General features: G+C 64.9%; 21 protein-coding genes. 9 read left to right on the top strand and 12 right to left on the bottom strand.

Annotated elements, in window-relative coordinates:
- The first annotated feature begins 265 nt into the window (after window positions 1–265).
- From AC0L3P_RS32365 to AC0L3P_RS32350, 4 genes are all read left to right on the top strand, one after another.
- Window positions 266–3,676 (top strand): helicase-related protein, encoded by a 3,411-nt coding sequence (locus AC0L3P_RS32365; protein ID WP_473308278.1) that lies wholly within the window; start codon window positions 266–268, stop codon window positions 3,674–3,676.
- Between the two features lie 22 nt (window positions 3,677–3,698).
- Complete coding sequence (locus tag AC0L3P_RS32360; protein WP_081747864.1) at window positions 3,699–3,968, top strand: RNA-binding S4 domain-containing protein; 270 nt, start codon at window positions 3,699–3,701, stop codon at window positions 3,966–3,968.
- 132 nt (window positions 3,969–4,100) lie between these two features.
- Window positions 4,101–4,439: a ferredoxin FdxA gene (gene fdxA, locus AC0L3P_RS32355; protein WP_275172752.1), complete on the top strand. Its 339-nt coding sequence runs from the start codon at window positions 4,101–4,103 to the stop codon at window positions 4,437–4,439.
- A gap of 344 nt (window positions 4,440–4,783) precedes the next feature.
- Window positions 4,784–5,626, top strand: coding sequence for a CarD family transcriptional regulator (locus AC0L3P_RS32350; RefSeq protein WP_354063456.1), 843 nt, complete (start codon window positions 4,784–4,786; stop codon window positions 5,624–5,626).
- Between the two features lie 182 nt (window positions 5,627–5,808).
- On the opposite strand, the gene AC0L3P_RS32345 is transcribed toward AC0L3P_RS32350, so the two are convergent.
- The 7 genes from AC0L3P_RS32345 to cyoA are packed head-to-tail and all read right to left on the bottom strand — an operon-like array spanning window position 5,809 to window position 12,716.
- Window positions 5,809–6,342, bottom strand: a complete 534-nt coding sequence (locus AC0L3P_RS32345) for a response regulator transcription factor (RefSeq protein ID WP_007599266.1) — start codon at window positions 6,340–6,342, stop codon at window positions 5,809–5,811.
- Entirely contained in the window at window positions 6,332–7,711 is a 1,380-nt protein-coding gene (locus AC0L3P_RS32340; RefSeq protein ID WP_354063458.1) for an ATP-binding protein, read from the bottom strand. Before AC0L3P_RS32340 ends, AC0L3P_RS32345 begins: the two co-directional genes overlap by 11 nt.
- Window positions 7,683–8,543 carry an SURF1 family protein gene (locus AC0L3P_RS32335; protein WP_354063460.1) on the bottom strand — a complete coding sequence of 287 codons (861 nt, stop codon included), beginning with the start codon at window positions 8,541–8,543 and terminating at the stop codon, window positions 7,683–7,685. The genes AC0L3P_RS32340 and AC0L3P_RS32335 overlap by 29 nt, the downstream gene beginning before the upstream one ends.
- Window positions 8,540–8,920, bottom strand: coding sequence for a cytochrome o ubiquinol oxidase subunit IV (gene cyoD, locus AC0L3P_RS32330; protein WP_275172757.1), 381 nt, complete (start codon window positions 8,918–8,920; stop codon window positions 8,540–8,542). The genes AC0L3P_RS32335 and cyoD overlap by 4 nt, the downstream gene beginning before the upstream one ends.
- Window positions 8,917–9,546: a cytochrome o ubiquinol oxidase subunit III gene (gene cyoC, locus AC0L3P_RS32325; RefSeq protein ID WP_007604612.1), complete on the bottom strand. Its 630-nt coding sequence runs from the start codon at window positions 9,544–9,546 to the stop codon at window positions 8,917–8,919. The genes cyoD and cyoC overlap by 4 nt, the downstream gene beginning before the upstream one ends.
- Window positions 9,547–11,544: a cytochrome o ubiquinol oxidase subunit I gene (gene cyoB, locus AC0L3P_RS32320; RefSeq protein ID WP_473308273.1), complete on the bottom strand. Its 1,998-nt coding sequence runs from the start codon at window positions 11,542–11,544 to the stop codon at window positions 9,547–9,549. It lies immediately after the preceding gene.
- 11 nt (window positions 11,545–11,555) lie between these two features.
- Window positions 11,556–12,716, bottom strand: coding sequence for a ubiquinol oxidase subunit II (gene cyoA, locus AC0L3P_RS32315; RefSeq protein ID WP_473308270.1), 1,161 nt, complete (start codon window positions 12,714–12,716; stop codon window positions 11,556–11,558).
- A gap of 182 nt (window positions 12,717–12,898) precedes the next feature.
- Between cyoA and AC0L3P_RS32310 the strand changes: the two genes are divergently transcribed.
- Window positions 12,899–14,224 carry an MFS transporter gene (locus AC0L3P_RS32310; protein WP_275172760.1) on the top strand — a complete coding sequence of 442 codons (1,326 nt, stop codon included), beginning with the start codon at window positions 12,899–12,901 and terminating at the stop codon, window positions 14,222–14,224.
- A gap of 122 nt (window positions 14,225–14,346) precedes the next feature.
- Here the strand turns inward: AC0L3P_RS32310 and AC0L3P_RS32305 are convergent, their stop codons facing one another.
- On the bottom strand, window positions 14,347–15,738 hold the full coding sequence (locus AC0L3P_RS32305) for a M48 family metalloprotease (protein WP_354207923.1): 1,392 nt from the start codon (window positions 15,736–15,738) through the stop codon (window positions 14,347–14,349).
- A 134-nt stretch (window positions 15,739–15,872) separates the two neighbouring features.
- Complete coding sequence (locus AC0L3P_RS32300) at window positions 15,873–16,718, bottom strand: thermonuclease family protein (protein ID WP_473308297.1); 846 nt, start codon at window positions 16,716–16,718, stop codon at window positions 15,873–15,875.
- Window positions 16,719–16,925: 207 nt separating this feature from the next.
- Here AC0L3P_RS32300 and AC0L3P_RS32295 point away from each other — a divergent pair, with 207 nt between their 5' ends.
- The 3 genes from AC0L3P_RS32295 (at window position 16,926) to AC0L3P_RS32285 (ending at window position 19,804) form a co-directional block, all read left to right on the top strand.
- Entirely contained in the window at window positions 16,926–18,131 is a 1,206-nt protein-coding gene (locus AC0L3P_RS32295) for an ABC transporter substrate-binding protein (protein ID WP_275172762.1), read from the top strand.
- 126 nt (window positions 18,132–18,257) lie between these two features.
- The gene (locus AC0L3P_RS32290) at window positions 18,258–19,049 is read left to right on the top strand and encodes an enoyl-CoA hydratase (RefSeq protein WP_354063474.1); all 792 of its coding nucleotides are present in this window, start codon (window positions 18,258–18,260) and stop codon (window positions 19,047–19,049) included.
- Between the two features lie 2 nt (window positions 19,050–19,051).
- A complete protein-coding gene (locus tag AC0L3P_RS32285) occupies window positions 19,052–19,804 on the top strand; it encodes a VOC family protein (protein WP_275172764.1) in 753 nt (250 codons plus the stop codon).
- A 174-nt stretch (window positions 19,805–19,978) separates the two neighbouring features.
- Here AC0L3P_RS32285 and AC0L3P_RS32280 read toward each other — a convergent pair whose 3' ends face one another.
- The 3 genes from AC0L3P_RS32280 to AC0L3P_RS32270 are packed head-to-tail and all read right to left on the bottom strand — an operon-like array spanning window position 19,979 to window position 23,055.
- Window positions 19,979–20,797 carry an enoyl-CoA hydratase/isomerase family protein gene (locus AC0L3P_RS32280; RefSeq protein ID WP_018452966.1) on the bottom strand — a complete coding sequence of 273 codons (819 nt, stop codon included), beginning with the start codon at window positions 20,795–20,797 and terminating at the stop codon, window positions 19,979–19,981.
- A gap of 15 nt (window positions 20,798–20,812) precedes the next feature.
- Window positions 20,813–21,973: an acyl-CoA dehydrogenase family protein gene (locus AC0L3P_RS32275; RefSeq protein WP_008133127.1), complete on the bottom strand. Its 1,161-nt coding sequence runs from the start codon at window positions 21,971–21,973 to the stop codon at window positions 20,813–20,815.
- A gap of 17 nt (window positions 21,974–21,990) precedes the next feature.
- Window positions 21,991–23,055, bottom strand: a complete 1,065-nt coding sequence (locus AC0L3P_RS32270) for an acyl-CoA dehydrogenase family protein (RefSeq protein WP_275172767.1) — start codon at window positions 23,053–23,055, stop codon at window positions 21,991–21,993.
- A 236-nt stretch (window positions 23,056–23,291) separates the two neighbouring features.
- Here AC0L3P_RS32270 and AC0L3P_RS32265 point away from each other — a divergent pair, with 236 nt between their 5' ends.
- The gene (locus tag AC0L3P_RS32265) at window positions 23,292–24,077 is read left to right on the top strand and encodes an SDR family NAD(P)-dependent oxidoreductase (protein ID WP_473308266.1); all 786 of its coding nucleotides are present in this window, start codon (window positions 23,292–23,294) and stop codon (window positions 24,075–24,077) included.
- Window positions 24,078–24,130: the final 53 nt, after the last annotated feature.

The raw sequence follows: 24,130 nt of genomic DNA, 5'->3' as shown, positions 1-24,130 counted from the left end.
AGCTTAAAGCCAACGGGAAAAGCGTCGCAAAGTGAGACAGTTGCGCGAGGTTCGGGGAGGGGCGCCGCATTCTCCGCTGTCATGCCCCGGCTTGACCGGGGCATCCAGTACGCCGCGCCCTCTCGGTTTGATCTGCGCCGCCTCTGGAATACTGGATCGCCCGGTCGAGCCGGGCGATGACAGCAGTGTGTGAGGCCAGCCCTTCGCGCCACCGCCCCAAAACAGCACTGACATTCGCCCCAATCGCCATTACCTAATCCCCCAGATGCCTTTTTCCTCCTCCCCCTTCGCTTCCGATCGGCTTCCCGGCGCCGGCGTCACTGCGGTGCTTGGTCCCACCAACACCGGCAAGACCCATCTCGCCATCGAGCGGATGCTCGCGCATCCCTCCGGCATGATCGGGCTGCCGCTGCGCCTGCTGGCGCGCGAGGTCTACAACAAGATCGCCGCGCGGGTCGGCCCCGATGCCGTCGCGCTCGTGACCGGCGAGGAGAAGATCAAGCCGAAATCGCCGCGCTACTGGGTCTCGACCGTCGAGGCGATGCCGCGGGATCTCGACGTCTCGTTCCTCGCCGTCGACGAGGTGCAGATCGCGTCTGATCTGGAACGCGGCCACGTCTTCACCGATCGCATCCTCAACCGCCGCGGCCGCGACGAGACGCTGCTCCTGGGTGCCGCCACGATGCGCCCGATCATCGAGCGGCTGCTGCCCGGCGTCTCCATGATCACGCGGCCGCGCCTGTCGCAGCTGGAATTCGCCGGCGACCGCAAGATCACGCGGCAGCCGCGCCGCACCGCCATCGTCGCCTTCTCGGCCGACGAGGTCTACGCCATCGCCGAGCTGATCCGCCGCCAGCATGGCGGCGCCGCCGTGGTGCTGGGCTCGCTCTCGCCGCGCACCCGCAACGCGCAGGTCGCGATGTTCCAGAACGGCGAGGTCGATTACCTCGTCGCCACCGACGCCGTCGGCATGGGCCTCAATCTCGACGTCGACCACGTCGCCTTTGCCTCCGACCGCAAGTTCGACGGCTACCAGTTCCGCCGCCTGACGCCGTCCGAATTCGGCCAGATCGCCGGCCGCGCCGGCCGCGCCACCCGCAACGGCACCTTCGGCACCACCGGCCGCTGCGCGCCGTTCGAGCCCGAACTCGTCAATGCGCTGCAGAACCACACCTTCGATCCCGTGAAGGTTTTGCAATGGCGCAATTCGAAGCTGGATTTTGCCTCCCTCGGCGCGCTCCAGGTCTCGCTGAACCTGGCCCCCGGTCACGAGGCGCTGACGCGCGCGCCCATCGCCGAGGACATGCGCGTGCTCGACCACGCCGCCCGCGACGCCGAGGTGCGCGATGTCGCGCATGGCAAGGACGCCGTGGAACGGCTGTGGGAGGCCTGCCAGGTCCCGGATTATCGAAAACTGTCGCCGGCCGCCCATGCCGAGCTGGTGACGACGCTGTACGGCTTCCTGATGCGGAAGGGATGCATCCCCGACGCCTGGTTCAGGACCCAGATCGACCAGGCCGACCGCGTCGACGGCGATATCGACACGCTGTCGGCCCGGATCGCGCAGATTCGCACCTGGACCTTCGTCGCCAACCGTCCCGACTGGCTGAAAGACCCGGAACGCTGGCAGGGGATCGCCCGCGAGGTCGAAAATAAATTATCGGATGCGCTCCATGAACGCTTGACTGAGCGTTTCGTTGATCGCCGGACCAGTGTATTGATGCGCCGCCTGCGGGAGAACACGAGCTTGAATACGGAAATCGGCAAGACCGGCGAAGTCATCGTCGAAGGCCATGTCATCGGCCGCCTCGATGGCTTCACCTTTGCACCGGATGCGGCGGAAGCCGGCTCCGATGCGAAAGCGTTGCAGGCTGCAGCGCAGGCCGTGCTCGCCGGCGAGATCAACGCGCGCGCCGAAAAACTGGGCAATGCGCCGGACGAGCAGTTCGTGCTGACCTCGGAAGGCATCATCCGCTGGACCGGCGACGCCGTGGCGCGGCTGTCTGCCGCAGAGGACGCGCTGCATCCGCGCATCCGCATCATCTCCGACGAACGCCTCACGGGCGCCCCCCGCGACAAGGTGCAGGCCCGGCTCGACCTCTGGCTCAAGACGCATATCGAAAAGCTGCTCGGGCCGCTGTTCGAGCTCAGTAAGGCCGAGGACGTCACCGGCATCGCCCGCGGCATCGCCTATCAGCTAGTCGAGGCGCTCGGCGTGCTGGAGCGCCCGAAGATCGCCAACGAGCTGAAGGACCTCGACCAGCCCTCGCGCGCGACCTTGCGCAAATACGGCGTCCGCTTCGGCGCCTATCACCTCTATTTCCCCGGCCTGCTCAAGCCGGCCGGGCGTGCGCTGGCCGCGCTGCTCTGGGCGCTGAAGCAGGACAATGTCGATCCCTCCGCGCTGTCGGGCGCGCAGCATCTGGCGAGCTCCGGCCGCACCTCGTTCCCGGTCGACAAGCAGCTGCCGCGCGATGCCTATCGCGTGCTCGGCTACAAGCAGGCCGGCGAGCGCGCCGTGCGTGTCGACATTCTGGAGCGCCTGGCCGATCTGATCCGTCCGGCGCTGGCCTGGCGCGAGAACGCGTCCGGCGAAAAGCCCGCGGGTGCGTTCGACGGCCGCAGCTTTGTCGTGACGCAGGCGATGACCTCGCTCACCGGTTCTGCGGGCGAAGATTTTGCGTCGGTGCTGCGTGCGCTCGGCTATCGCATGGACAAGCGTCCGCCGCTGCCGGCGAAGCCCGCTGCGGCTGTTGCCGAGGCGCCTGTTGCTGACGCCTCCAGCGAAGAGACGCCCGCAACCGAAACGCCGGTCGAGGACGCCGCAGCGCCTGCGGACACCGCGATCGAAGCCGCCGCCGAGCCTGTCACCGTCGAGGACGCGCCAGGGATGGAGCAGCACGACGAGCCAGCGCAAGACGAGCCGGCGCTCGAAGCTTCCGTCACGCCGGAAGACGCTCCCGGCATCGCGCCACCGGAGGAAGAAGCTGCAGTCTCCGCTGAGGCTGCCGCTCCTGCTGAAGCCGCTCCCGCCGAAACCGCATCTGCCGAGACTGCTGCAGCCGAAGCCGCGGCGTCGGCCGATGCGGCAGCACCCGTGGAGGCCGCGGCCACGCCCGCCGAGCCCGAGCTCATCGAGGTCTGGCGTCCCGCCGGCCGTCACGACGATCGCAAGCCGCGCCACGAGCGCCATCGCAACCAGCGCCATCACCAGCCGCGTCCGCAGGCGACTGCGGAAGCCGGCACTGCTCCTGCCGAAGGCGAAGCCGCGCCGGCCGCCGACGGCGAGAAGCGCGGTGAGCGTCATCGCCATGGCGGCGGTCATCGTCGCGATGGTGGCAGAGACTTCCGCAAGCCGCGCGAAGGCGGCGCCGAAGGCGCGCCACGTCCCGAGGGGCGCGACGACAAGAACCGTCGCTTCGAAGGCAAGAATGGCGGCAACAAGGACCGCGACAACAAGGATCGCAACAAGGGCAAGTTCGGCGGCGATCGCGACAAGGGCCGCGACAACCGCGGCCGCGAACGCGACAAGGGCCGCGACCGCCAGGGCGGACCGTCGCTGCGCCCCTACGCATCGAGCGCCACCCCGCGCGAACGCGATCGTCCGGTCGATCCGAACTCGCCCTTCGCGAAGCTCGCTGCGCTAAAGGAGCAGCTGTCCGGGCGCAAGGAGTGATCCCACGACCGAGCGGCAGCGCATCGACAAATGGCTGTGGCACGCGCGGGTGGTGAAGGCGCGCACCTCCGCTGCCGAGCTTGTCGAGTCCGGCCATGTTCGCGTCAACGGCGCACGCGAGAAATCGCCGGGGCATGCGATCAAGATCGGCGACGTGCTCACCGTTGCACTCGATCGCACCGTGCGCGTCTTGAAAGTCATCGCCTTCAACGAGCGCCGCGGCGATGCCGCCTCGGCCCGTGTGCTCTACGAAGAGCTGAGCGAAGGCCATCCGAATTCTCAGCGCAATTAATTGCGCTTTGAATTCATTTCTTGGTCGATCAAGCGCATAAAGCCGTCATGATCGGCCGTTCCTGAGCTTGCGGCGCCGGGCCATCCGCGCTACGCAAGCCGCGACTTTTAAAAGAGCTTTTCGGAGCGTTGGATGACTTACGTCGTCACTGAAGCGTGCATCAAGTGCAAGTACACCGACTGCGTCGAGGTCTGCCCGGTCGATTGTTTCTACGAGGGCGAGAACATGCTCGTCATCCATCCTGACGAGTGCATCGACTGCGGCGTGTGCGAGCCGGAATGCCCCGCCGATGCCATCAAGCCGGACACGGAACCGGGCCTGGAAAAGTGGCTCACCGTCAACGCCGATTATGCCAAGAGCTGGCCGAACATCACCCAGAAGAAAGAATCACCCGCCGACGCCAAGGATTTCGACGGCATGGAGGGCAAGTTCGACAAGTATTTCTCGCCGAACCCCGGCTCCGGCGACTAATTCGGGTCAAACTTAACCCTATTAGCGGCGTAACCGCTGAAAACCAGCCCTTAAGACCCCTAAATCATTGATTTTTGCGGGAAATGTGCTATATTGGGCACATTGAGCCGAACCCTGGTTAGCCCCGTCGGCCCCGTTGGGTTCCCGTGAAACCAAATGTCGAACAGGGGCGTGGCAGTTTCCGCGCGCAGGCTGTGTCACAGAAAACGCGTAAAAAGAGTACTTCAGCGAAGGCTTCCCATAAGGACGCCAAGAAAGTCGCCGCGGCCAGCCGTGGCGCATCCAAGGGTCGGACCGCGACGAAGGCGCCGGCTGCAAAGTCCTCGAAGAACAAAAGAAGCGCAATGCCTCACAAGACTGCCAAGCCGGCCGCGAAAGCGACCGTTGCCAAGCCTGTTGCCGCCAAGCCTGCCGCCAAGCCCGCTGTAACCAAGGCACCCGCTGCCAAGGCTCCCGCTGCCAAGCCCGCCGCGCCGAAGGCTCCTGTTGCGGCTGCTCCTGCCAAGGCTCCTGTCGCTGTCGCCAAGCCGGCCGTGAAGCCCGCGGCTGCTGCGCCGAAGGTCGAGGAAAAGAAGGTCGTGACCCAGCGCCAGGGCTTCAAGGCCAACGAATTCGTCGTCTATCCCGCTCACGGCGTCGGCCAGATTCTGGCCATCGAGGAGCAGGAGATCGCCGGTGCGAAGCTCGAGCTGTTCGTCATCAACTTCATCAAGGACAAGATGACGCTGCGCGTGCCGACCGCCAAGGTCGCCAATGTCGGCATGCGCAAGCTGTCGGAGCCCGCGCTGGTGAAGCGTGCGCTCGAGACACTGAAGGGCCGTGCCCGCGTCAAGCGCACCATGTGGTCGCGCCGCGCCCAGGAATACGAAGCGAAGATCAATTCGGGCGACATCGTCGCGATCGCGGAAGTCGTGCGCGACCTCTATCGCTCCGAGTCGCAGCCCGAGCAGTCCTACAGCGAACGCCAGCTCTATGAAGCCGCGCTCGACCGTCTCTCCCGCGAGATCGCGGTGGTGCAGCACTCGACCGAGACCGAAGCGGTCAAGGAGATCGAGGCCCAGCTCGCCAAGAGCCCGCGCCGCACCGGCGCCAAGTCTGAAGCCGCCGAAGGCGAGGCCGATGCGGACGCCGAGGGCGATAGCGACGAGACCGATGGCGGCGCCACGGTCGCCGACGAGGCCGCGTAAGCGTCTCGCGCGTTCATCACAACCAAGCAAAAGCCCGGCCGCTTGGCCGGGCTTTTTGTTTTGGGCGCCGGATGATCTTGCTCGGTCCGTAGGGTGGGCTAGCCGAAGGCGTAACCCACCATGCTGCCGCAAAGAAGTGGTGGGTTACGCTTCGCTAACCCACCCTACAAAGTTGACCAACCTCACTTCACCGGCCGCTTCTCGAGCTTCCGCGCCAGCGTCCGACGGTGCATCCCGAGCCGTCTTGCCGCTTCCGAGATGTTGAAATCGGTCTCGATCAGGGTCTGGTGGATGCGTTCCCATTCCAGCGTTTTGATCGATGTCGGCCGGGCGTCGAGCGCGACCTCGGCATTGCCTGCAGCCTTGTTGAAGGCGGCCTCGATGTCGTCGGTGTTCGACGGCTTTGCCAGATAGTGGCATGCGCCGAGCTTGATGGCCTCGACGGCGGTGGAGATGCTGGCAAAGCCCGTCAGCACCACGATCAGCATCTCCGGATCGTGCGTGTGCAACAGCTCGACGCAGGCCAGCCCCGAGGCGCCGCCGAGCTTGAGGTCGACGACGGCATAGCCGAACGATCGCTCCTCCAGGACCTTCCGCACGTCCTCGATCGAGGCGGCGAGCACGACCTCGTAGTCGCGGCGCTCGAACGAACGCTTCAGGGTGCGGGCGAAGCCGGCATCGTCCTCGACGACGATGAGCGAACGGTCAGGCGTCAAAACTGCCTCCGATCGCGAGCGTGGCGAGCGGCAGCGTAAGGCGGACCGTGGCGCCGCGTTTCCTGTGGTTCTCGGCGGTCACGCTGCCCCCTAACTTGCGCACGACGTTTACCACCAGGAACAGGCCGAGCCCGCCGCCGGCGCGGCCCTTGCTCGACTGATAGGGCTTTCCGATCTGTGCCAGCATCTCCGGCGCAAAGCCGGGGCCGCGATCGCTGATCGACAGCACGAGATGATCGCCCTCGCGCCCGGCAACGAGCTCGACCCAGTCGCGCGAGACCTCGTAGGCGTTGTCGAGCACGTTGAAGATCACCTGCTTCAGCGCGACGTCCGAGACGATCGCTACGTCCTCGCCGAAGGTGTTGACGAAATATAGCGTGCGCGCCGAGCGCGCGTCGCGCCACTCTTCCACCAGCGCGGTGACGAAAGCCGCCACCGTCGTCGGCGACGATCCTTCGCCGCGGGCTTCGCCCGCCGACACCAGGATGCCTGTCACGATCGACTTGCAACGTTGCAGCGAGGTCTCCATCTCCGCCAGGTCCTCAGCCAGCTCCTGATCGGCGGCGAGGTCGGGCATGCGGCGCCAGTCGCCGAGGATGACCGAGAGCGAGGCGAGCGGCGTGCCGAGCTCGTGAGCCGCGCCGGAGGCGAGCAGACCCATGCGCACGATATGATCCTGCTCGGCGGCATGCTGGCGCAGCGCCGCCAGATGCGCGTCGCGCTCGCGCAAATTCCTGTTGATGCGGGTGACGAACACCACCAGCAGCACGGCATTGAGCACGAAACCCAGCAGCATGCCGGCCACCGTGAGCGTGTAGGTCTCGCTCAGCGGGTTCGGCGGCAGATCGAGCGGCCGGTAGGCGACGGTCAGCCAGACGAAGCTCGCGCAGGTCAACGCGACCAGCGACCAGGTCGAGCGGCCATCGAGCAGCACCGCGCCCAGCGTCACCTGGAGCAGGAACAGCGAGGTGAAAGGATTGGTAGCGCCGCCGCTGAGGTAAAGCTGCGCGGTCAGCGCGGCGACGTCCAGCATCAGGGCGACCAGCAGCTCGTTGTTGGTGATCGCGGCGCGATGGCGCACCCAGACGAGGCTGGAGATGTTGAGAAATATCAGTGCGCCGATCACCGCGCCCATGCGGGTGAGGGGCAGGGGAATGCCGAGCCAGACATGCACGCCGCCGATGGTCACGATCTGGCCGACCACTGCAGTCCAGCGCAGCTGGATCAGCAGCGCCATGTTCTTGCGGTTGGTCTCGTCGTCGGTCGGCGCAGCGCCGATCAGCTCGCTGCGCGCGTCCGCCTGCGATTGCAGCGTGACGGCGCCATGCGTTCTTCCGTCGTCAGGTGGGCTCGACGATCGTTCCAGCATCTGATCCCGTCCTGCGGGCGACAGCATCGGAGCCGCGGGCCGCTTCGTGGACGAAGCCGCTCCAGGGCTTCTTGCGGCGGAACAGCCCGCCGCCGAACGTGACGATAAGTCTGCCGGCCAGCATGAAAGCCAGGGCAAACCACGTCACCGCGTAGATCAGGTGGTTATTGGGAAAGCTGATCACGGTCAATCCGCCGATTGGGCCGCTGCCGGATTGTGATCGAGCGTCGGCATCGATGAAAAAGGGCGCGAAATGGTCGAGGCCGCGTGCCGCCGCAATCGCGGCGACATCCCGCGAGTACCACCGATTGTGTTCAGGCACGTTGGTTCTGAGGAATCCGCCCTTTGGCTCCGTCACGCGAAAGAGGCCGGTGATCTCGACCGGGCCTTGCGGATTGCCGTCCCGGCGCGTCGAGGCGTCGCGCCGGTCGGAGGGCACGAAGCCGCGGTTGACCAGGATCAGCGTGCCGTCGTCGCGCCTGAGCGGTGTCAACACCCAATAGCCCGGGCCTTCTTCGGTGACGGCCTGAACCAGCGTCTCGCGGTCATGCAGGAAACGGCCGCTGACGCTGACGTGCCTGTATTCGTCGCTTGCGGCGGAGACGGTCGGCCATGCCGCCGGCGAGGGGATCGGCTGGGCCTGAGCATGAACGCGCTGCTCGACGCGATCGATCAGCGCCAGCTTCCAGGCTCGGCGCTCGATCTGCCAGACGCCGAGCGCGATCAGAAGCGCAATAGCCGCGAGCGAGAGGACCGCGAGCCACCAGGACGGGCGCGCGGCCTTTCCGCGAGCCCCGTCTGTCTTGCTTGCCACGGCCCTAGTCTCGTTCATTTCATCCCGGTCATCTGGTGGATCGGCATCATGTTGCTGTTGAGGTGGTTCATCACCCACAGCGAACCGGACAGCGCGATCACCACCATGACGATGGTGAAGATCAGCGCCATCATGCTCCAGCCGTTTTCGGACGTCGTGTTCATGTGCAGGAAGTAGATCATGTGCACGACGATCTGCACCACCGCGAAGGCCATGATGACGAGCGCGGTGATCTGCTTGCTCGGAAGCGCGCCGCTCATCACCAGCCAGAACGGGATCGCGGTGAGCACGACCGAGAGCACGAAGCCGAGCATGTAGGTCGAGAACGAGCCGTGAGCGTGGCCATCGCCATGGTGGTGATCGTCCGCGTGGGCGGCGTGAGTATCGGTGTTCATCGCAGAACTCCCAGGAGATAGACGAAGGTGAAGACGCCGATCCAGACCACGTCCAGGAAGTGCCAGAACATCGACAGGCACATCAGGCGGCGGCGGTTGGCCTCGATCAGGCCGAACTTCCAGACCTGCACCATCAGGGTCACCAGCCAGATCAGGCCGCAGGAGACGTGCAGGCCGTGGGTGCCGACCAGGGTGAAGAAGGCGGACAGGAAGGCGCTGCGCTGCGGCGTCGCGCCTTCATGGATCATGTGGGCGAACTCCGACAGTTCGATGCCGATGAAGGCGGCGCCGAACAGCCCGGTGATCGCCAGCCACATCTGGGTCTGCGCGATCTTGTTCTGCTGCATCGTCAGCATCGCAAAGCCATACGTGATCGACGACAGCAGCAGCATCGAGGTGTTCACCGCGACCAGCGGCAGCTCGAACAGATCCTTCGGCGCCGGCCCGGCGGCGTAATTGCCGCCGAGCACGCCGAAGGTGGCGAACAGGATCGCGAAGATGAGACAGTCGCTCATCAGATAGATCCAGAAGCCCAGCGAGGTGCTGTAGCCTTCCGGATGCGGGTGTTCGTCGGCGAGGTAGAACACCGGTTCGCCGGTTTGCGTGGGATTGACAGCGACAGTCATTTACTTGGCTCCGGCGAGCAGTTTGGTGCGCGCGTCTTCGGCCCGGATGACGTCGTCGGCCGGAATGTCGAAATCGCGGTGATAGTTGAAGGTGTGACCGATGCCGACGGCGAGCATCGCGATGAAGCTCGCGGCCGCCAGCCACCAGATGTACCAGATCAGACCGAAGCCCATCGCGGTGGCAAGGCCGGCGAGGATGATGCCGGTGCCGGTGCTGCTGGGCATGTGGATCGGCTTGAATCCAAGGAGCGGGCGCTGATAGCCGCGCTTCTTCATGTCCCACCACGCGTCATTGTCGTGAACGACGGGCGTGAAAGCGAAGTTGTAGGCCGGCGGCGGCGAGGAGGTCGCCCATTCCAGCGTGCGCGCATCCCAGGGATCGCCGGTGACGTCCTTGAGCTGCTCGCGCCTGAGGAAGCTGACGGCGAACTGCATCAGCATCGAGAGGATGCCGAGGAAGACCAGGAAGGCGCCAATGCCGGCGACGATGAACCAGATCTGCAGGCTCGGGTCGTCGAACACACGGAGCCGGCGGGTCACGCCCATCAGGCCGAGCACATAGAGCGGCATGAAGGCGAGGTAGAAGCCCGTGACCCAGAACCAGAACGACAGCTTGCCCCAGAACGGGTCGAGCTTGAAGCCGAACGCCTTCGGGAACCAGTAGCCGATGCCGGCGAACGCGCCGAAAACGACGCCGCCGATGATCACGTTGTGGAAGTGAGCGATCAGAAACAGGCTGTTGTGCAGGACGAAGTCGGCCGGCGGCACCGCGAGCAACACGCCGGTCATGCCGCCGAGCACGAAGGTCAGCATGAACGCGATCGTCCACATCATCGGCAGCTCGAAGCGGATGCGGCCGCGATACATCGTGAACAGCCAGTTGAACATCTTCGCGCCCGTCGGGATCGAGATGATCATCGTGGTGATGCCGAAGAAGGAGTTGACGCTGGCGCCCGACCCCATCGTGAAGAAGTGGTGCAGCCAGACCAGGTACGACAGGATGGTGATGACCACCGTGGCGTAGACCATCGAGGTGTAGCCGAACAGCCGCTTGCCCGAGAAGGTCGAGGTCACTTCCGAGAAGATGCCGAAGGCGGGGAGAACCAGGATGTAGACCTCGGGATGACCCCAGATCCAGATCAGGTTCACGTACATCATCGGGCTGCCGCCGAAATCGTTCGTGAAGAAGTTGGTGCCGACGTAGCGGTCGAGCGAGAGCAGCGCGAGCACGACGGTCAGAACCGGGAAGGAGGCGACGATCAGCACGTTGGTGCAGAGCGCGGTCCAGGTGAACACCGGCATCCGCATCATGGTCATGCCGGGGCACCGCAGCTTGACGATGGTGCAGATCAGGTTGATGCCGGACAGCGTCGTTCCGACGCCCGCGACCTGCAATCCCCATATGTAATAGTCGACACCGACATCCGGACTGTAGCCGATGTTCGATAGTGGCGGATAAGCCAGCCAGCCGGTACGGGCGAATTCGCCGATGAACAGCGAGGCCATCACCAGCACCGCGCCGCCGACCGTCATCCAGAAGCTGAAATTGTTCAGGAATGGGAACGACACGTCGCGCGCACCGATCTGGAGCGGCACGACGAAGTTCATCAGGCCGGTGACCAGCGGCATCGCCACGAAGAAGATCATGATCACGCCGTGGGCGGTGAAGACCTGGTCGTAGTGATGCGAGTTGAGATAGCCCTCCGAGCCGCCGAAGGCGAGCGCCTGCTGCAACCGCATCATCAGCGCGTCGGCGAAGCCGCGCAGCAGCATCACGATGCCGAGGATCATGTACATGATGCCGATGCGCTTGTGGTCGACGCTGGTGAACCACTCGCTCCAGAGATAACCCCAGACGCGGAAATAGGTCAGGCCGGCGACCATGATGAGGCCGCCGGTTGCAACCACGGCAAAGGTGCCGACGACGATCGGCTCGTGCAGCGGCAGCGATTCGAAGGTGAGCCGGCCGAAGATGAGCTTGAGAAGATCAGGAGACATGCGGGATCTCTTTACGAATCTGACTTCGGACGTTGTCCGAGGAAGAAGGACGAGGACTTCAGCGGCGTGAAAGTCGGCCGCTTCAGGCCGGCGCCGAGCAGCGGCGCGGTGTCGAGAGGTGCCGTGATGGAGGCGGTGGTCCTGCCCTGCGGCGCCTCGGGCGTGCAGGTGCCGGCGACGAAGGTCGGCTCCGGCCCAAGCGCCGTGCCGCGGCGGGCGTATTTGTCGTAGGCCAGCGGCAGGGTGTTGTTCAGGCCCTCGTGGCCGAGGCCGCCCTTGGCGTCGATCGCCATCATCTCGCTCTGGCACATCTTTCCGGTCTCGACGCACATGTTGAGGATCAGGCGGTAGAGATCGGAATCGATCGTGCCGTAGCGCCGCACCGGCTCGTTCTGGCTGGGCTTTTCGAGTTGGAGATATTCGGCACGCCCGAGCGAGCCGCCGCCGGACTTGGCGCTGGCGATCCAGGCGTCAAAGTCCTTGTCGTCGAGACCCTGGAAGTTGAAGTGCATGCCGGAGAAGCCGGCGCCGCTGTAGTTCGCCGAAAAGCCCCGGTAGGTGCCGGCGTGGTTCACGACGGCGTGGAGCTTGGTCTCCATGCCCGGCATCGCGTAGATCTGGCCGGCCAGCGCGGGGATGTAGAACGAATTCATCACCGAGGACGCTGTGATGCGGAAGTTGATGGGACGATCGACCGGAGCTGCCAGATCGTTGACGGTGGCGATGCCGTAGTCCGGATAGATAAAGAGCCACTTCCAGTCGAGCGCGACGACGTCGACCTCGAGCGGGGCCTTTGACTGGTCCACGGCGCGGTCGGCATGGATGCGGCCGAGCGTGCGATAGGGGTCCAGCAGATGCGTACCCATCCAGGTCAGCGCGCCCAGGCAAACGATAATCAGAAGCGGCGCCGACCAGATCACCAGCTCGAGGCTGGTCGAGTGGTCCCATTCCGGCTCGTACCGGGCGTCGGTGTTGGACTGGCGGTAGCGCCAGGCGAACAGCACCGTCAGCGCCATCACGGGCACGACAATCAAGAGCATCAGGACGGTGGAAATGATGACGAGGTCGCGCTGTTGCGCCGCGATATCGCCGGCCGGCGCCAGCACGACGTAGTTGCAGCCGCTGAGCGCAACCGCCAGGGGTAGCAGCGCCAGAATCTTGAAACGGGACACGGGCCGAGCCTTATGAGAATGAGTTTCCTTTGCGGGCCCAAGGGGTAGCTGCGGCGCAGCAATCGGGACATTGGACAATTTGTCCAATGTTGCAGTGCGGGATGTTGCGCCAGACAGGCTTGGATTGCCTGGCGCCTTGCCGGGCGGTCGGCTTTGGTTTTCAGGACGTTAAGGGCGCACGAATGGCGATGGCACAGACCCCCGCAATGGCAGACCACTCGGGCGAGCACGGCCACGACCAGGCCAGTCCCGGCGAGATCGCTATCGGCGTCATCATCGGCCGCACCTCGGAATTCTTCGACTTCTTCGTCTTCGCGATCGCCTCGGTGATCGTCTTCCCGCGCCTGGTATTTCCGTTCACGAGCGAACTGACCGGCACCCTCTATTCCTTCATGATCTTCGCGCTGGCCTTCATGGCGCGGCCGATCGGCACCGTCATTTTCATGACGGTCGACCGCGAATACGGCAAGACGGCCAAGCTGATCTCGGCGCTGTTCCTGCTCGGCACCGCCACCGTCGCGATCGCGTTCCTGCCCGGCTATCACGAGATCGGCGTTGCCGCGATCTGGCTGCTGGCGCTGGCGCGCATCGCACAGGGTCTGGCCTGGGGCGGCGCCTGGGACGGCATGGCCTCGCTGCTGGCGCTGAACGCGCCGCCTTCGAAGCGCGGCTGGTACGCGATGGTGCCGCAGCTTGGCGCGCCGCTCGGTCTGATCGTGGCGAGCGGGCTGTTCGCCTATTTCGCCGGGAATCTCTCGGCCGACGATTTCTTCGATTGGGGCTGGCGCTATCCGTTCTTCGTCGCCTTTGCCATCAACGTCGTGGCGCTGTTCGCGCGGCTGCGCATGGTGACGACGGAAGAATATGCCTCGCTGTTCGAGACCCGCGAATTGCAGCCCTCGCGCATCTCCGAGACCGTGGCGCGCGAAGGCCAGAACATCATGCTCGGTGCGTTTGCGCCGCTGGCAAGCTTCGCTCTGTTCCACATGGTCACGGTGTTTCCGCTGTCCTGGGTGTTCCTGTTCACCCGCGAAAGCCCGGTGCGCTTCCTGATCATCGAGATCGTCGCCGCCGTGTTCGGCGTCGGCGCGATCGTGCTCTCCGGCGTCATCGCCGATCGCGTCGGCCGCAAGTCGCTGCTGATGGGATCGGCGATCGCGATCGCGATCTACAGCGGCTTTGCCCCGCAGCTGCTCGATGCCGGCGCGTTCGGCGAGACCATCTACATGGTGATCGGGTTTATCCTGCTCGGTCTGTCGTTTGGCCAGTCGTCGGGTGCGATCGCCTCGAACTTCAAGCAGACGTATCGCTACACGGCCTCGGCGCTGACCTCCGACATGGCCTGGCTGTTCGGCGCCGGCTTTGCACCGCTCGTCGCCCTGTTGCTTGCGACCAATCTCGGCGTCATCGCCTCGGGTGCGTACCTGCTGTCGGGCGCGTTCTGGACCTTGCTCGCGCTCTGGCTCAGCGGCCAGCGCGAGGCCGGCGATATGGACGCGGGGCGCTGATCGGGCGGAGCTTGTAGGGTGGGCAAACGCGCGTAAGCGCCGTGCCCACCATCTTTCAACAATCCTGATCGGGAATGGTGGGCACGCTTCGCTTTGCCCACCCTACGGCAGTTTAGCGTACGTCAATCCGCCACGACCTTCACGCGATCGCGCACCTTCACCTGCGCGTTGCGATCGAGGCCGTTGAGGACGCGAAAACGCTCGGCCGGGTGATCGACGCCCGCCATGCGGTGGGAGAGCGATTCCACGGTGTCGCCGGGCTGCACGGTGATGACCTTGATGCGCAGCGGGCGCGCGGCCTGGATTTCCTCGAGCGTCAGGCGGCGGAATGAACCGACGGTCTCGCGCGCATTGCGCTCGCTCTCGGTCGACTTCTGCCGTGCCGCGAAGATGAAGCGGTAGACGTCGCTGCCGAAGCGCAGGGCATAGACCTTGAACTGCCACTGATCGCCCTTGGCGGTGGCGGACGCAGCCGGAAAACCGTTGATGGTGATGTCCTCGGTGGAGGCCTTCTCGACACCCTCCATCCAGCCGGAATTCAGGTAATCGCCGAGCGACTGTTCGGCCGGCACCCGCACGACGTCGAAACGCATCGCCTGCGAGCCGCCGTCGCGCACGCCGATCACGGCTTGCGCGGTATTGTCGAGCGTAAAATTGTCCGGCGCCTGGAAGGTGAAGCCGAGCTTCGGATGCAGGAAGCGCCGGCCGCGGACAAAACCTTCGCTGGGATCTTCGCCGTAGACGAGGTTGTCGATCGCGGCGAGATAGGTCTCGCGGTCGCGCTCGCCGCCCTCTGGCGCTGCGTATTGCCGCGCGATGGTCTGCGCGTTCTGCACGCGCTCGGGCGTTGCCGGATGCGACGAGGTGAAATCCTGCGCGCGCGGATCGAGCGAGGTCTTGCCGACCTTCAGCTCGGCATTGCGCTCCATCGCCGAGAGAAAGCGTGCGGCACCATAAGGGTCGAAACGGGCCTTGGCGGAAATCCCGACGCCGACACCGTCGGCCTCGAACTCCTGATTGCGCGAAAAGCTCGCCATGGTGAGCTTGGTCTTGGCGAGCGCGAGCGCGGTGAGATCGGGATCGTTGCTCATGTCGGTGACGACGCGGGTGACGATCGCGGCCTGGCGGGCCTGGTCCTCACGCATCGCGGCGTGCTTGGACAGCACATGCGCCATCTCGTGGCTGAGCACGGAGGACAATTCCGACGTGTCGCTCGCGAGCGCAAGCAGACCGCGCGTGACATAGAGCTGGCCGTTCGGCAGCGCGAAGGCGTTCACCGCGCCGGAATTGAGAATCGTGACCCTGTAACCCTGGTCGGGGCGGTCGGACGCCGCGACCAGCCGGTCGACGGTCTTGCTGACGAGCGATTCGAGCCTTGGGTCGTCATAGGTGCCGCCATAGCTCGCCAGGATGCGCTCGTGCTCCTTCTCGGTGGCGGGGGTCTGCGCGACGGCGGGCTTCGGCTTGGGCATCGCGACGGTCGGCGGCGCCGCCGCGGTCTGGAAGCGGCCCATATCGCCGCAACCGGCAAGGGCTGAACCCAGCACGAGGCATAGCGCAGCCGACGCTGCCCGCAGGCGGCGGCGTTCACCTTGTCCGTGCCGTCCTAGCACCCCATTCACGTCGCTTAACCCGTGCCTGGCCCCTTTTAGGGCCTTACCCCTGTCGGCTCGTTTGCGCCCAGCAACTCGATTTGTCCCACGAGGCGTACATCGATACGCGGCCCCGTATTCCCCTCAGCCCAGCCCCGGACACGAATACGTTTATTTTCCAGAGACTTAAGAGCGATCCCGGCGCTTTCGAACGCGGGTACCATGCGCTTTGAAATAGTCACGGCGAAGCCGCGTGTCCAGTTTCGTCCGAAGTTGAGGTAGGTCATTGCCCCAGCTTGCCGGACCGACAGGACTTTGCCCTCGACCACCACAAAACGCCCGATCCCCGCCAAAATATCGTCCGGACTTTCCGCGTTTTTTAAGGCCAACGGGTCAGCCCAGTTGCCCTTTTTTTGGCGCCTCGCCTCGGCCTCCGACGCCATTAAGGCGGCTGCGCAGTCCTTATCGGCGATCTCGGCGGAGACGATGGCGTCACCCTGGGCGAGGAGCGTCGCCTGCACGGAGATGTCGCTCTCGCCGACAAAGACCAGCGCGCCCTGGCGGCCATAGCGATCGGGCGTGTCGTCGGCGCTGCGCAGGATCACGTCGCGCCCCACGAGCAGCGAAGTCAGCGCCTGTTTCGTGGTCGCGGTCGGCTCGATGCCGGTCAAACGGATTTCCCGGCCGTCGTCGAGCCGCAGACTGCGCGCATCGATCGCGGTGACGCGGCCTTCGCCCTGGGACTCGAACTGGCACGGGCTCGCGAATGCGCTCTGCCCCGCGACGAGAAGGATTGCGATCAGCTGAAGCCGGTGCGTCACGTTGCCCGGTGAGGTTGCGTTGCACGCCAGTCTTAACTCAAGCGCGGCGTGGCGCGAAGAGCCTTCCTCACACTCCGTCATTGCGAGCGCAGCAAAGCAACGACGTGGAAGCAGTTGTCCATACTTCGCCATTCCGCTTTGCGGAAAACATGCGCGCCAATCCTGTTCTCGTAGCGCAGCTTCGCTTGATGCGCTCTTGTGCATGCGGCATGATTGCGGCAACAGCTTTAACCAAGAGCAACAACCAAGCCGCCATCAGAGTACGGCGCGATAAGGGAGGTCTTTTCGATGAAGCATGTTTTGTCGGGCATTTTTGCTGCTGCGTTGGCGCTGAGTGCAAGCGCCGCGCAGGCCCAGGATAAACCGCCACTGAAGATCGGCGGCATCCTCGACATGTCGAGCCTGTATGCCGACATCACCGGCCCCGGCAGCGAGACCGCGGCCAAGATGGCCGTGGAGGACTTTGGCGGTGAGGTGCTCGGCCGCAAGATCCAGGTGCTGGCCGCCGACCATCAGAACAAGGCCGATCTCTCCGCCAACATCGCCCGCGACATGCTCGACAATCAGGGCGTCGAGATGATCTACGACGTCGCGGCCTCCGCGACCGCGCTCGCCGCCGGAGAGATCGCGAAAGCGCGCAACAAGATCATCATGTTCAACGGCCCGGGCTCGATCCGTCTCACCAACGAGGCCTGCGGTCCCTATACCATTCACTACGTGTTCGACACCTACGGCCAAGCCAATGTGACCGGCCTTGCGGCCGTGAAGTCGGGCCTCGACACCTGGTACTTTCTCACTGCCGACTACGCCTTCGGCCAGGATCTGGAGAAGGACACCAGCGCCGTCGTGACCAAGACTGGCGGCAAGGTGCTCGGCAGCGTGCGCCATCCGCTCAACACGTCGGATTTCTCGTCGTTCCTGCTCCAGGCCCAGGCCTCGAAAGCAAAGGTGATCGGGCTTGCGAACGCCGGCGGCGATACCGTCAACGCCATCAAGCAGGCGGCCGAGTTCGGCATCACCAAGGGCGGCCAGAAGGTCTCGCCGCTGCTCGCCTTCGTGACTGACATCGACTCGATCGGGCTCGAGACCGCGCAGGGCCTGTTGCTTGCGGAGGCCTTCTACTGGGATCTCAACGACGACACCCGCGCGTTCTCGAAGCGCTTCCAGGAACGCATGAAGCGGCCGCCGACCTCGGCGCAGGCTGGCGTCTATTCGTCCGTGACTCACTACCTGAAAGCGGTGAAGGCGGCCGGCACGACCGACGCTGCGACGGTGATGAAAGTGATGAAGGAGACGCCGATCAACGACTTCTTCGCCAAGAACGGCAAGATCCGCGAGGACGGCCGCATGCTGCACGACATGTACCTGTTCGAGGTCAAGAAGCCGTCGGAATCCAAGGGCCGCTGGGACGACTACAAGCTGCTCGCCACCGTGCCCGGCAGCGAGGCGTTCCAGTCGCTCGAGCAGTCGCGCTGTCCGCTGGTGAAGAAGTGACGGCGTGACGTCAGTCACGACGTCATCCCGGGGCGCGAAGCGAACCCGGGATCTCGAGGTTCCGGGTTCTCGCTTCGCGAGCCCCGGAACGACGGAGATACAAAACAACAACAAGGGAGACGCCCCGTGAGTAACGACATGGTCCTGCAAAAGCTCGAAGGCGGGCTGCTCACCATCACCATGAACCGGCCCGAGCGGAAGAACGCGCTCAACCCGGACATGGTCGCCGGGCTGGTCGTGGCGGCGCGGCGCGCGGCGGATGATCCGGAGGTGCGCGCGGTGTTGTTCAAGGGCGCGGGTGGCAGCTTCTGCGTCGGCGGCGACGTCAAGTCGATGGCGGAGGGCCGGGCGCCGCTGCCGTTCGAAGTGAAGATGGCGAACCTGCGCCGCGGCATGGAGGTGTCGCGCATCCTGCACCAGATGCCAAAGCCTGTGGTGGCACAGCTCGACGGCGCGGCCGCCGGCGCGGGTCTGTCGATGGCGCTGTCGTGTGACCTCCGCGTCGCCTCCGAATCCTGCAAGATCACCACCGCCTTCGCAAAAGTCGGCTTCTCCGGCGATTACGGCGGCACCTATTTTCTCACCCAACTCCTCGGTAGCGCGCGGGCGCGCGAGCTCTATCTGACCTCGCCGGTGCTTTCCGCGAAGGAAGCGCATGCGATCGGCATGGTGACGAAGGTCGTCCCCGACGCCGAGATCGATGCGGCCGCGCACGAGCTCGCGCTGTCGCTGGCGCAGGGGCCGTCGATCGCGCTCGGCTTCATCAAGCGCAACATCAACAATGCCGAGCATCTGGCGCTGGAGGATTGCTTCGATGGCGAGGCGATCCACCATACCCGCTGCAGCGATACCGAGGATCACAAGGAGGCCGCAAAGGCGTTCGTCGAGAAGCGCAAGCCGACCTTCAAGGGCGCATGACGATGGCGCCCTATATGCGGTTGCGACAGATCTGCCTGGTCGCGCCGCAGCTCGCGCCCGTGATCACTGACATCGCTGATATCATGGGCCTCGCTGTCTGCTACCGCGACGGCAACGTCGCGAAATACGGCCTGGAGAACGCGCTGCTGCCGGTCGACACGATCATGCTGGAGGTGGTTGCGCCGTTCAAGGACGGCACCACCGCCGGCCGCTTCATCGAGAAGAGCGGCGGGCGCGGCGGCTACATGGCGATCTTCTGCTGCAACGATCCCGACGAGCGCGGTCGCAATGCCAACGCGCTCGGCGTGCGCACCGCCAACGTCATCGACCACGCGCCCTATCACGGCGTGCAGCTCCATCCCCGCGACTGCCGCGGCGCCTTCATCGAGTTCAACCACACCGAAGGCAGCGACGACATTTTAGGGCCTTATCCGCCGGCGGGGCCGGACTGGCAGAAATTCATCCGCAAGGACGTGACGCAGGCGTTGACGAGCGTGGAAATGCAGAGCCCGGACCCGAAAGGGCTGGCCGAGCATTGGGGCAAGCTCATCGGCGTTGCGCCGAGTGGCGATGCTGAACTGGCGCTGCCCAACGCGACCTTCCGTTTCGTGAAGGGCGCCAGCGAAATCATGAGCGCGCTGGAGTTTCGGGTGGCGGATACGGCGCGCGTGTTGCACGCCGCCAGGGCAAAGGGTCTTGCGGTCGCGGGCGATGAGTTCCTGCTGGGCGGGGTGACGTTCCGGCTTGTTGCTTGATCGCTTGGTGGGGCGGAAGTAGTTGTCACAATCAACGCCGTCGTCCCGGCCTAGTGCGCAATTGCGCACGGGGGCCGGGACCCATACCGCGTGATCTATCGAGGGAGCACAGTGTTCATACCGAAGAACGACTAAGAGTCTTCGCCAAACTCTCCCTCCGGCCAAAGTTGAAAGCTACCGCCCCCTGAAATTCGCCACCCGCCGTTCTTCCGTGGCCTTCACGCCTTCCTTGAAATCTTCCGTCGCGCGCAGCCGGGTCTGCTCCTCGAGTTCGTGATTGGTCGCGGCCATCACGCGGTCGGCCAACCCGGCGCGCATCGTGGCGCGGGTGGAGACGAGGCCGAGCGGGGAGCATTCGGCGATTTCGCCGGCGAGCTTCAGTGCGGCCGCCTTGACCTGATCCTGCGGCACCAACTCGTTAGCGAGGCCCCATTTGAAGGCCTCTTCGCCGGTGACGCGGCGGCTGGTGTAGAACATCAGCTCGGCGTTGTTTTTTCCGATCAGCTCGGGCAGCGTCACGGTCAGGCCGAAGCCGGGATGGAAGCCGAGCTTGGTAAAGTTCGCGGAGAAGCGCGCTTCGGGGCAGGTGACCCGGAAGTCCGCCGAGACCGCGAGGCCCAATCCGCCGCCGATGGCAGCGCCCTGCACGGCCGCGACGATCGGCTTCTTGGCGCGGAAGATGCGCACGGCCTGAATGTAGAGGTGATTGATCGCCCCGAGACTGTCGGCCGGATCGCCCTTGGCCGTCTTGTCGGCTTCGCGCGCCTCTTGGGCCTGGCGGGCCGGGTCCTGGAAATTCGCGCCGGCGCAGAATGCCTTGCCCTGCGCCGACAGCACCGAGGCGCGAATCTCGATGTCGCGGTCGAACTCGTCGAGCGCATCCGCGATCTGGTTGATCAGCGAAATGTCGAAGAAGTTGAGCGGCGGGCGGCGGATCTCGATGGTGCCGACGTGACCAACTTTTTCGACGCCGATATCTTTATAAGTGCTCATGATGTCCTCGAATGATTAGCGCAAACCAAGGCCGCGGGCGATGATGCCGCGCAGCACCTCGGTGGTGCCGCCCTGGATGGTGAGTTTCGGCGCGGTCTTGATGGCGAAGTCGAGCTGCCGCTCCAGCGTCTCGCGATTGGTCGCAGTCTCCTCGACGAAGGCGGCGAGATCGCGCACGCGGTGCGGCAGCTGCTGCTCCCACACCGTGCCGATGTCCTTGACGATGGACGCTTCGACGACCGGCTCCTTGCCCGCCTGCAGCATGCCCGCGACCGAGACCGACATGCGCCGCATGGTGTGAAGCTGCGCCACCAGCCGGCCGATCCCTTCGGCACTGCGGGTATCAGGATTGGGACCAACCGCGCGAACCAGCTCGGTCAGCACGTAATAGGTCTCCAGAAAGCGCTCGGGGCCCGAACGTTCATAAGCGAGCTCGCTGGTCGCCTGCTTCCAGGCGCCGTCGACTTCGCCGAGCACGTGATCGTCGGGCACGAAGAAATCGGTGAAGACGACCTCGTTGAACTCGTACTGGCCGGTGATCTGGCCGATCGGGTTCACCTGGATGCCCGGCTGCTTCATCTTGACTAGGAACTGCGTCAGGCCGTGACGGCGGTTCTCCTTGGTCGGCTGCGACGTCCGAAAGATCGCGATCATGTAGTCGGCGATATGCGCTGACGAGGTCCAGATCTTGGTGCCGTTGATGAGATAGCCGCCGTCGGTCTTGGTCGCGCGGGTCTTCGCGGCGAACAGGTCCGAGCCGGAGTTCGGCTCGCTCATGCCGATCGCGAAGCATATCTCGCCGCGGCAGATACGCGGTAGGATGTCCATCTTGATGTGCTCGGGCGCGTACTTGATCAGCACCGGTCCGCTCTGGCGGTCGGCGACGAAGAACCGCCGCGTCGGCGCGTTGGCGACGCGCATCTCCTCCGTCACCACGTAACGTTCGAGGAACGAGCGCTCCTGGCCGCCATATTTCTTCGGCCATGTCATGCCGAGCCAACCCTTGGCGCCGACCCGGCGGGAAAATTCCGGCGCGTCGGTGTCTTCGCGGTTGGGCTTGTGCGGATCGAAGGTGCCGGCGGCGATTTCCTCCGCGAGGAAGGCGCGCACTTCCTTGCGCAGTTGCTCGCATTTCTCGGGCAGGCGGATCGGATCGAAACGGAGGGCAGCGGTCATTGTTGTCTCGTCCCTGATCAGCGCGAAGCCACGAGCGGCCACAATTCGTCGGCGCCGCGGTTTGCAACCAGCTTGCCGAGCTCGACGGCCCAGTGGCTTTCCGAACCGAAATCGTCGCGCCAGGCCAGCGCCCGCAGCGAATAGCGGTGCAGGATGTGCTCCAGGGTGAAGCCGATCGCGCCATGGACCTGGTGCGCGATGGCGCCGCCCTTTTCCGCGGCTTCCGCGCAGCGGATCTTTGCGGAGGCGGCTTCGAGATAGACCTCGTCATTGAACGACTTTGCGTTGGCGATGGCATCGGCCGCAGAGGTAGCCGCGGCAAGCGCAGCAGCCGACTCGCCGGCGAGGCGAGCGAGATTGTGCTGCACGGCCTGGAATTTGGAGATCTTCTTCTCGAAGGCGACGCGCTCGTTGGAATAGCGCACGGAGATGTCGAGCATCGATTCCAGCGCGCCCGCGATCTGAAGGCTGCGCGCGACACCGCCCATCAGCATCATTGTGGTCTGGTCAAAGCCACTCGGGGCGGACCTGATGGTGAGGGGCTGGACCTTGTCGAGCGTGACGGTGTCGCTGTGGTCGTAGCCGACATTGAGCCCGGTTTCGATCCGACCCTTGCTCGCATCGACCAGCGCGATCGAGGCGCCGTCCTTGCCGTGGGCCAGCACTGCAAAGTGCTTTGCGGCCTTCGCAAAGGGCACGCCGCGGGCGCGGCCGGAGAGCGCGCCGTCGGCGTCGCGGGTGATGCGATCCTTGGGCGAAGCCGGCAGCACCGTCATCTCGCCCTCGGGGGATGCGATCTTCGCCTGCGCCAGCAGCCAGCCTGCCAGCATGGTTTCGGCCAGGGGGACCGCGACTGCGAAACGGCCGGCGGCGTTCAGCAGCGCAAAGCCGTCGGCGAGGCTCGCGCCGGAGCCGCCGAGATCGTCGGGCACCCACGACAACGGCAAGCCGGCCTCGCTCAGCGCCTGCCATAGCGGCGCCTGCCACGTATCCTTCTTGTCGTTGTTGACGGTCTGCGGATCGGCGAGATCGGCGAAGATTTTCTCCGCGGTCTCGACGACGATATTGTCACTCTCCGCCACAGCGTTCCCCGTGTTTTGCCATTGGCGCGTCCGGCCCCGTGGGCGGGCGCGCAGGTTCTTCTTGCGCCCGATGATCCAAAAAAGCCATGCCCCTGACAAGCGCTGATCGCAGGTCAACCTGCGGCGCGGGCATGGGCAATGAGCTAATTCCGCTTAGCGGAGTTTGCTCGATTTGCAGGGCGCGGCAAACTCGCTAAACAGAACGTCGATAGTCAATCAAGGGGAAGGAAATCCGGATGGCAAAGGACAGTTTGTGCGCAATCGTGACGGGGTCCGCTTCCGGCTTGGGTGCTGCGACCGCGGAAATTCTCGCACGGAGCGGGGCGCGGCTCGTCATCAACTATTCCTCGAGCCAGAAGGAAGCCGAGGCGACGGCGGAGCTTTGCCGCAAGGCGGGCTCACCGGAAGTTCTGGTCGCGCAGGGCGACGTCTCGAAAGATGACGATTGCCGCAAGATCGTTGCGGCAGCTGGTGGCTGGGGCCGGCTCGACATGCTCGTCAACAATGCCGGCACCACCAAGCATGTCGCCCATGCCGATCTCGACGGATTGTCGGCGGAAGATTTCCAGCGCCTGTACGGCGTCAACACCATCGGCCCGTTCCAGATGGTGCGCGCGGCGCGCAGCCTGCTGGAGGCCGGCGCCAAGGCCTCTGGGCGGCCGTCCGCCGTGGTCAACATCTCCTCGGTCGCCGGCATCAGCGGCGTCGGATCGTCGATTGCGTACGCCGCGAGCAAGGGCGCGCTCAACACCATGACGCTGTCGCTGTCGCGCGCGCTGGCGCCGCTGATCCGCGTCAACACGGTGTGTCCCGGCTATATCGATACGCCCTGGTTCACCAAGGGCCGCGGCGAGGCCGGCGCCAAGCAGGTGCGCGACAGCGTCGTGGCGAAGGTGCCGCTGAAGGTCGCATCATCGGCGGAAGACATCGCGCAGCTCGTCTGCTTCCTGGCGATGCCGGCCTCCAGCAACATGACCGGCGAGGTCGTGCGCATGGATGCCGGGATGCATTTGGTGACGTGATCGCGCGGCAAATACAACTGTCGTCCCGGGCTTCGCCGGGACGACACCGAATG

Source organism: Bradyrhizobium sp. WSM4874 (assembly GCF_055811835.1).
Note: the sequence above shows the minus strand (reverse complement) of the source record. Positions and strands in the feature narration are given on the sequence as shown.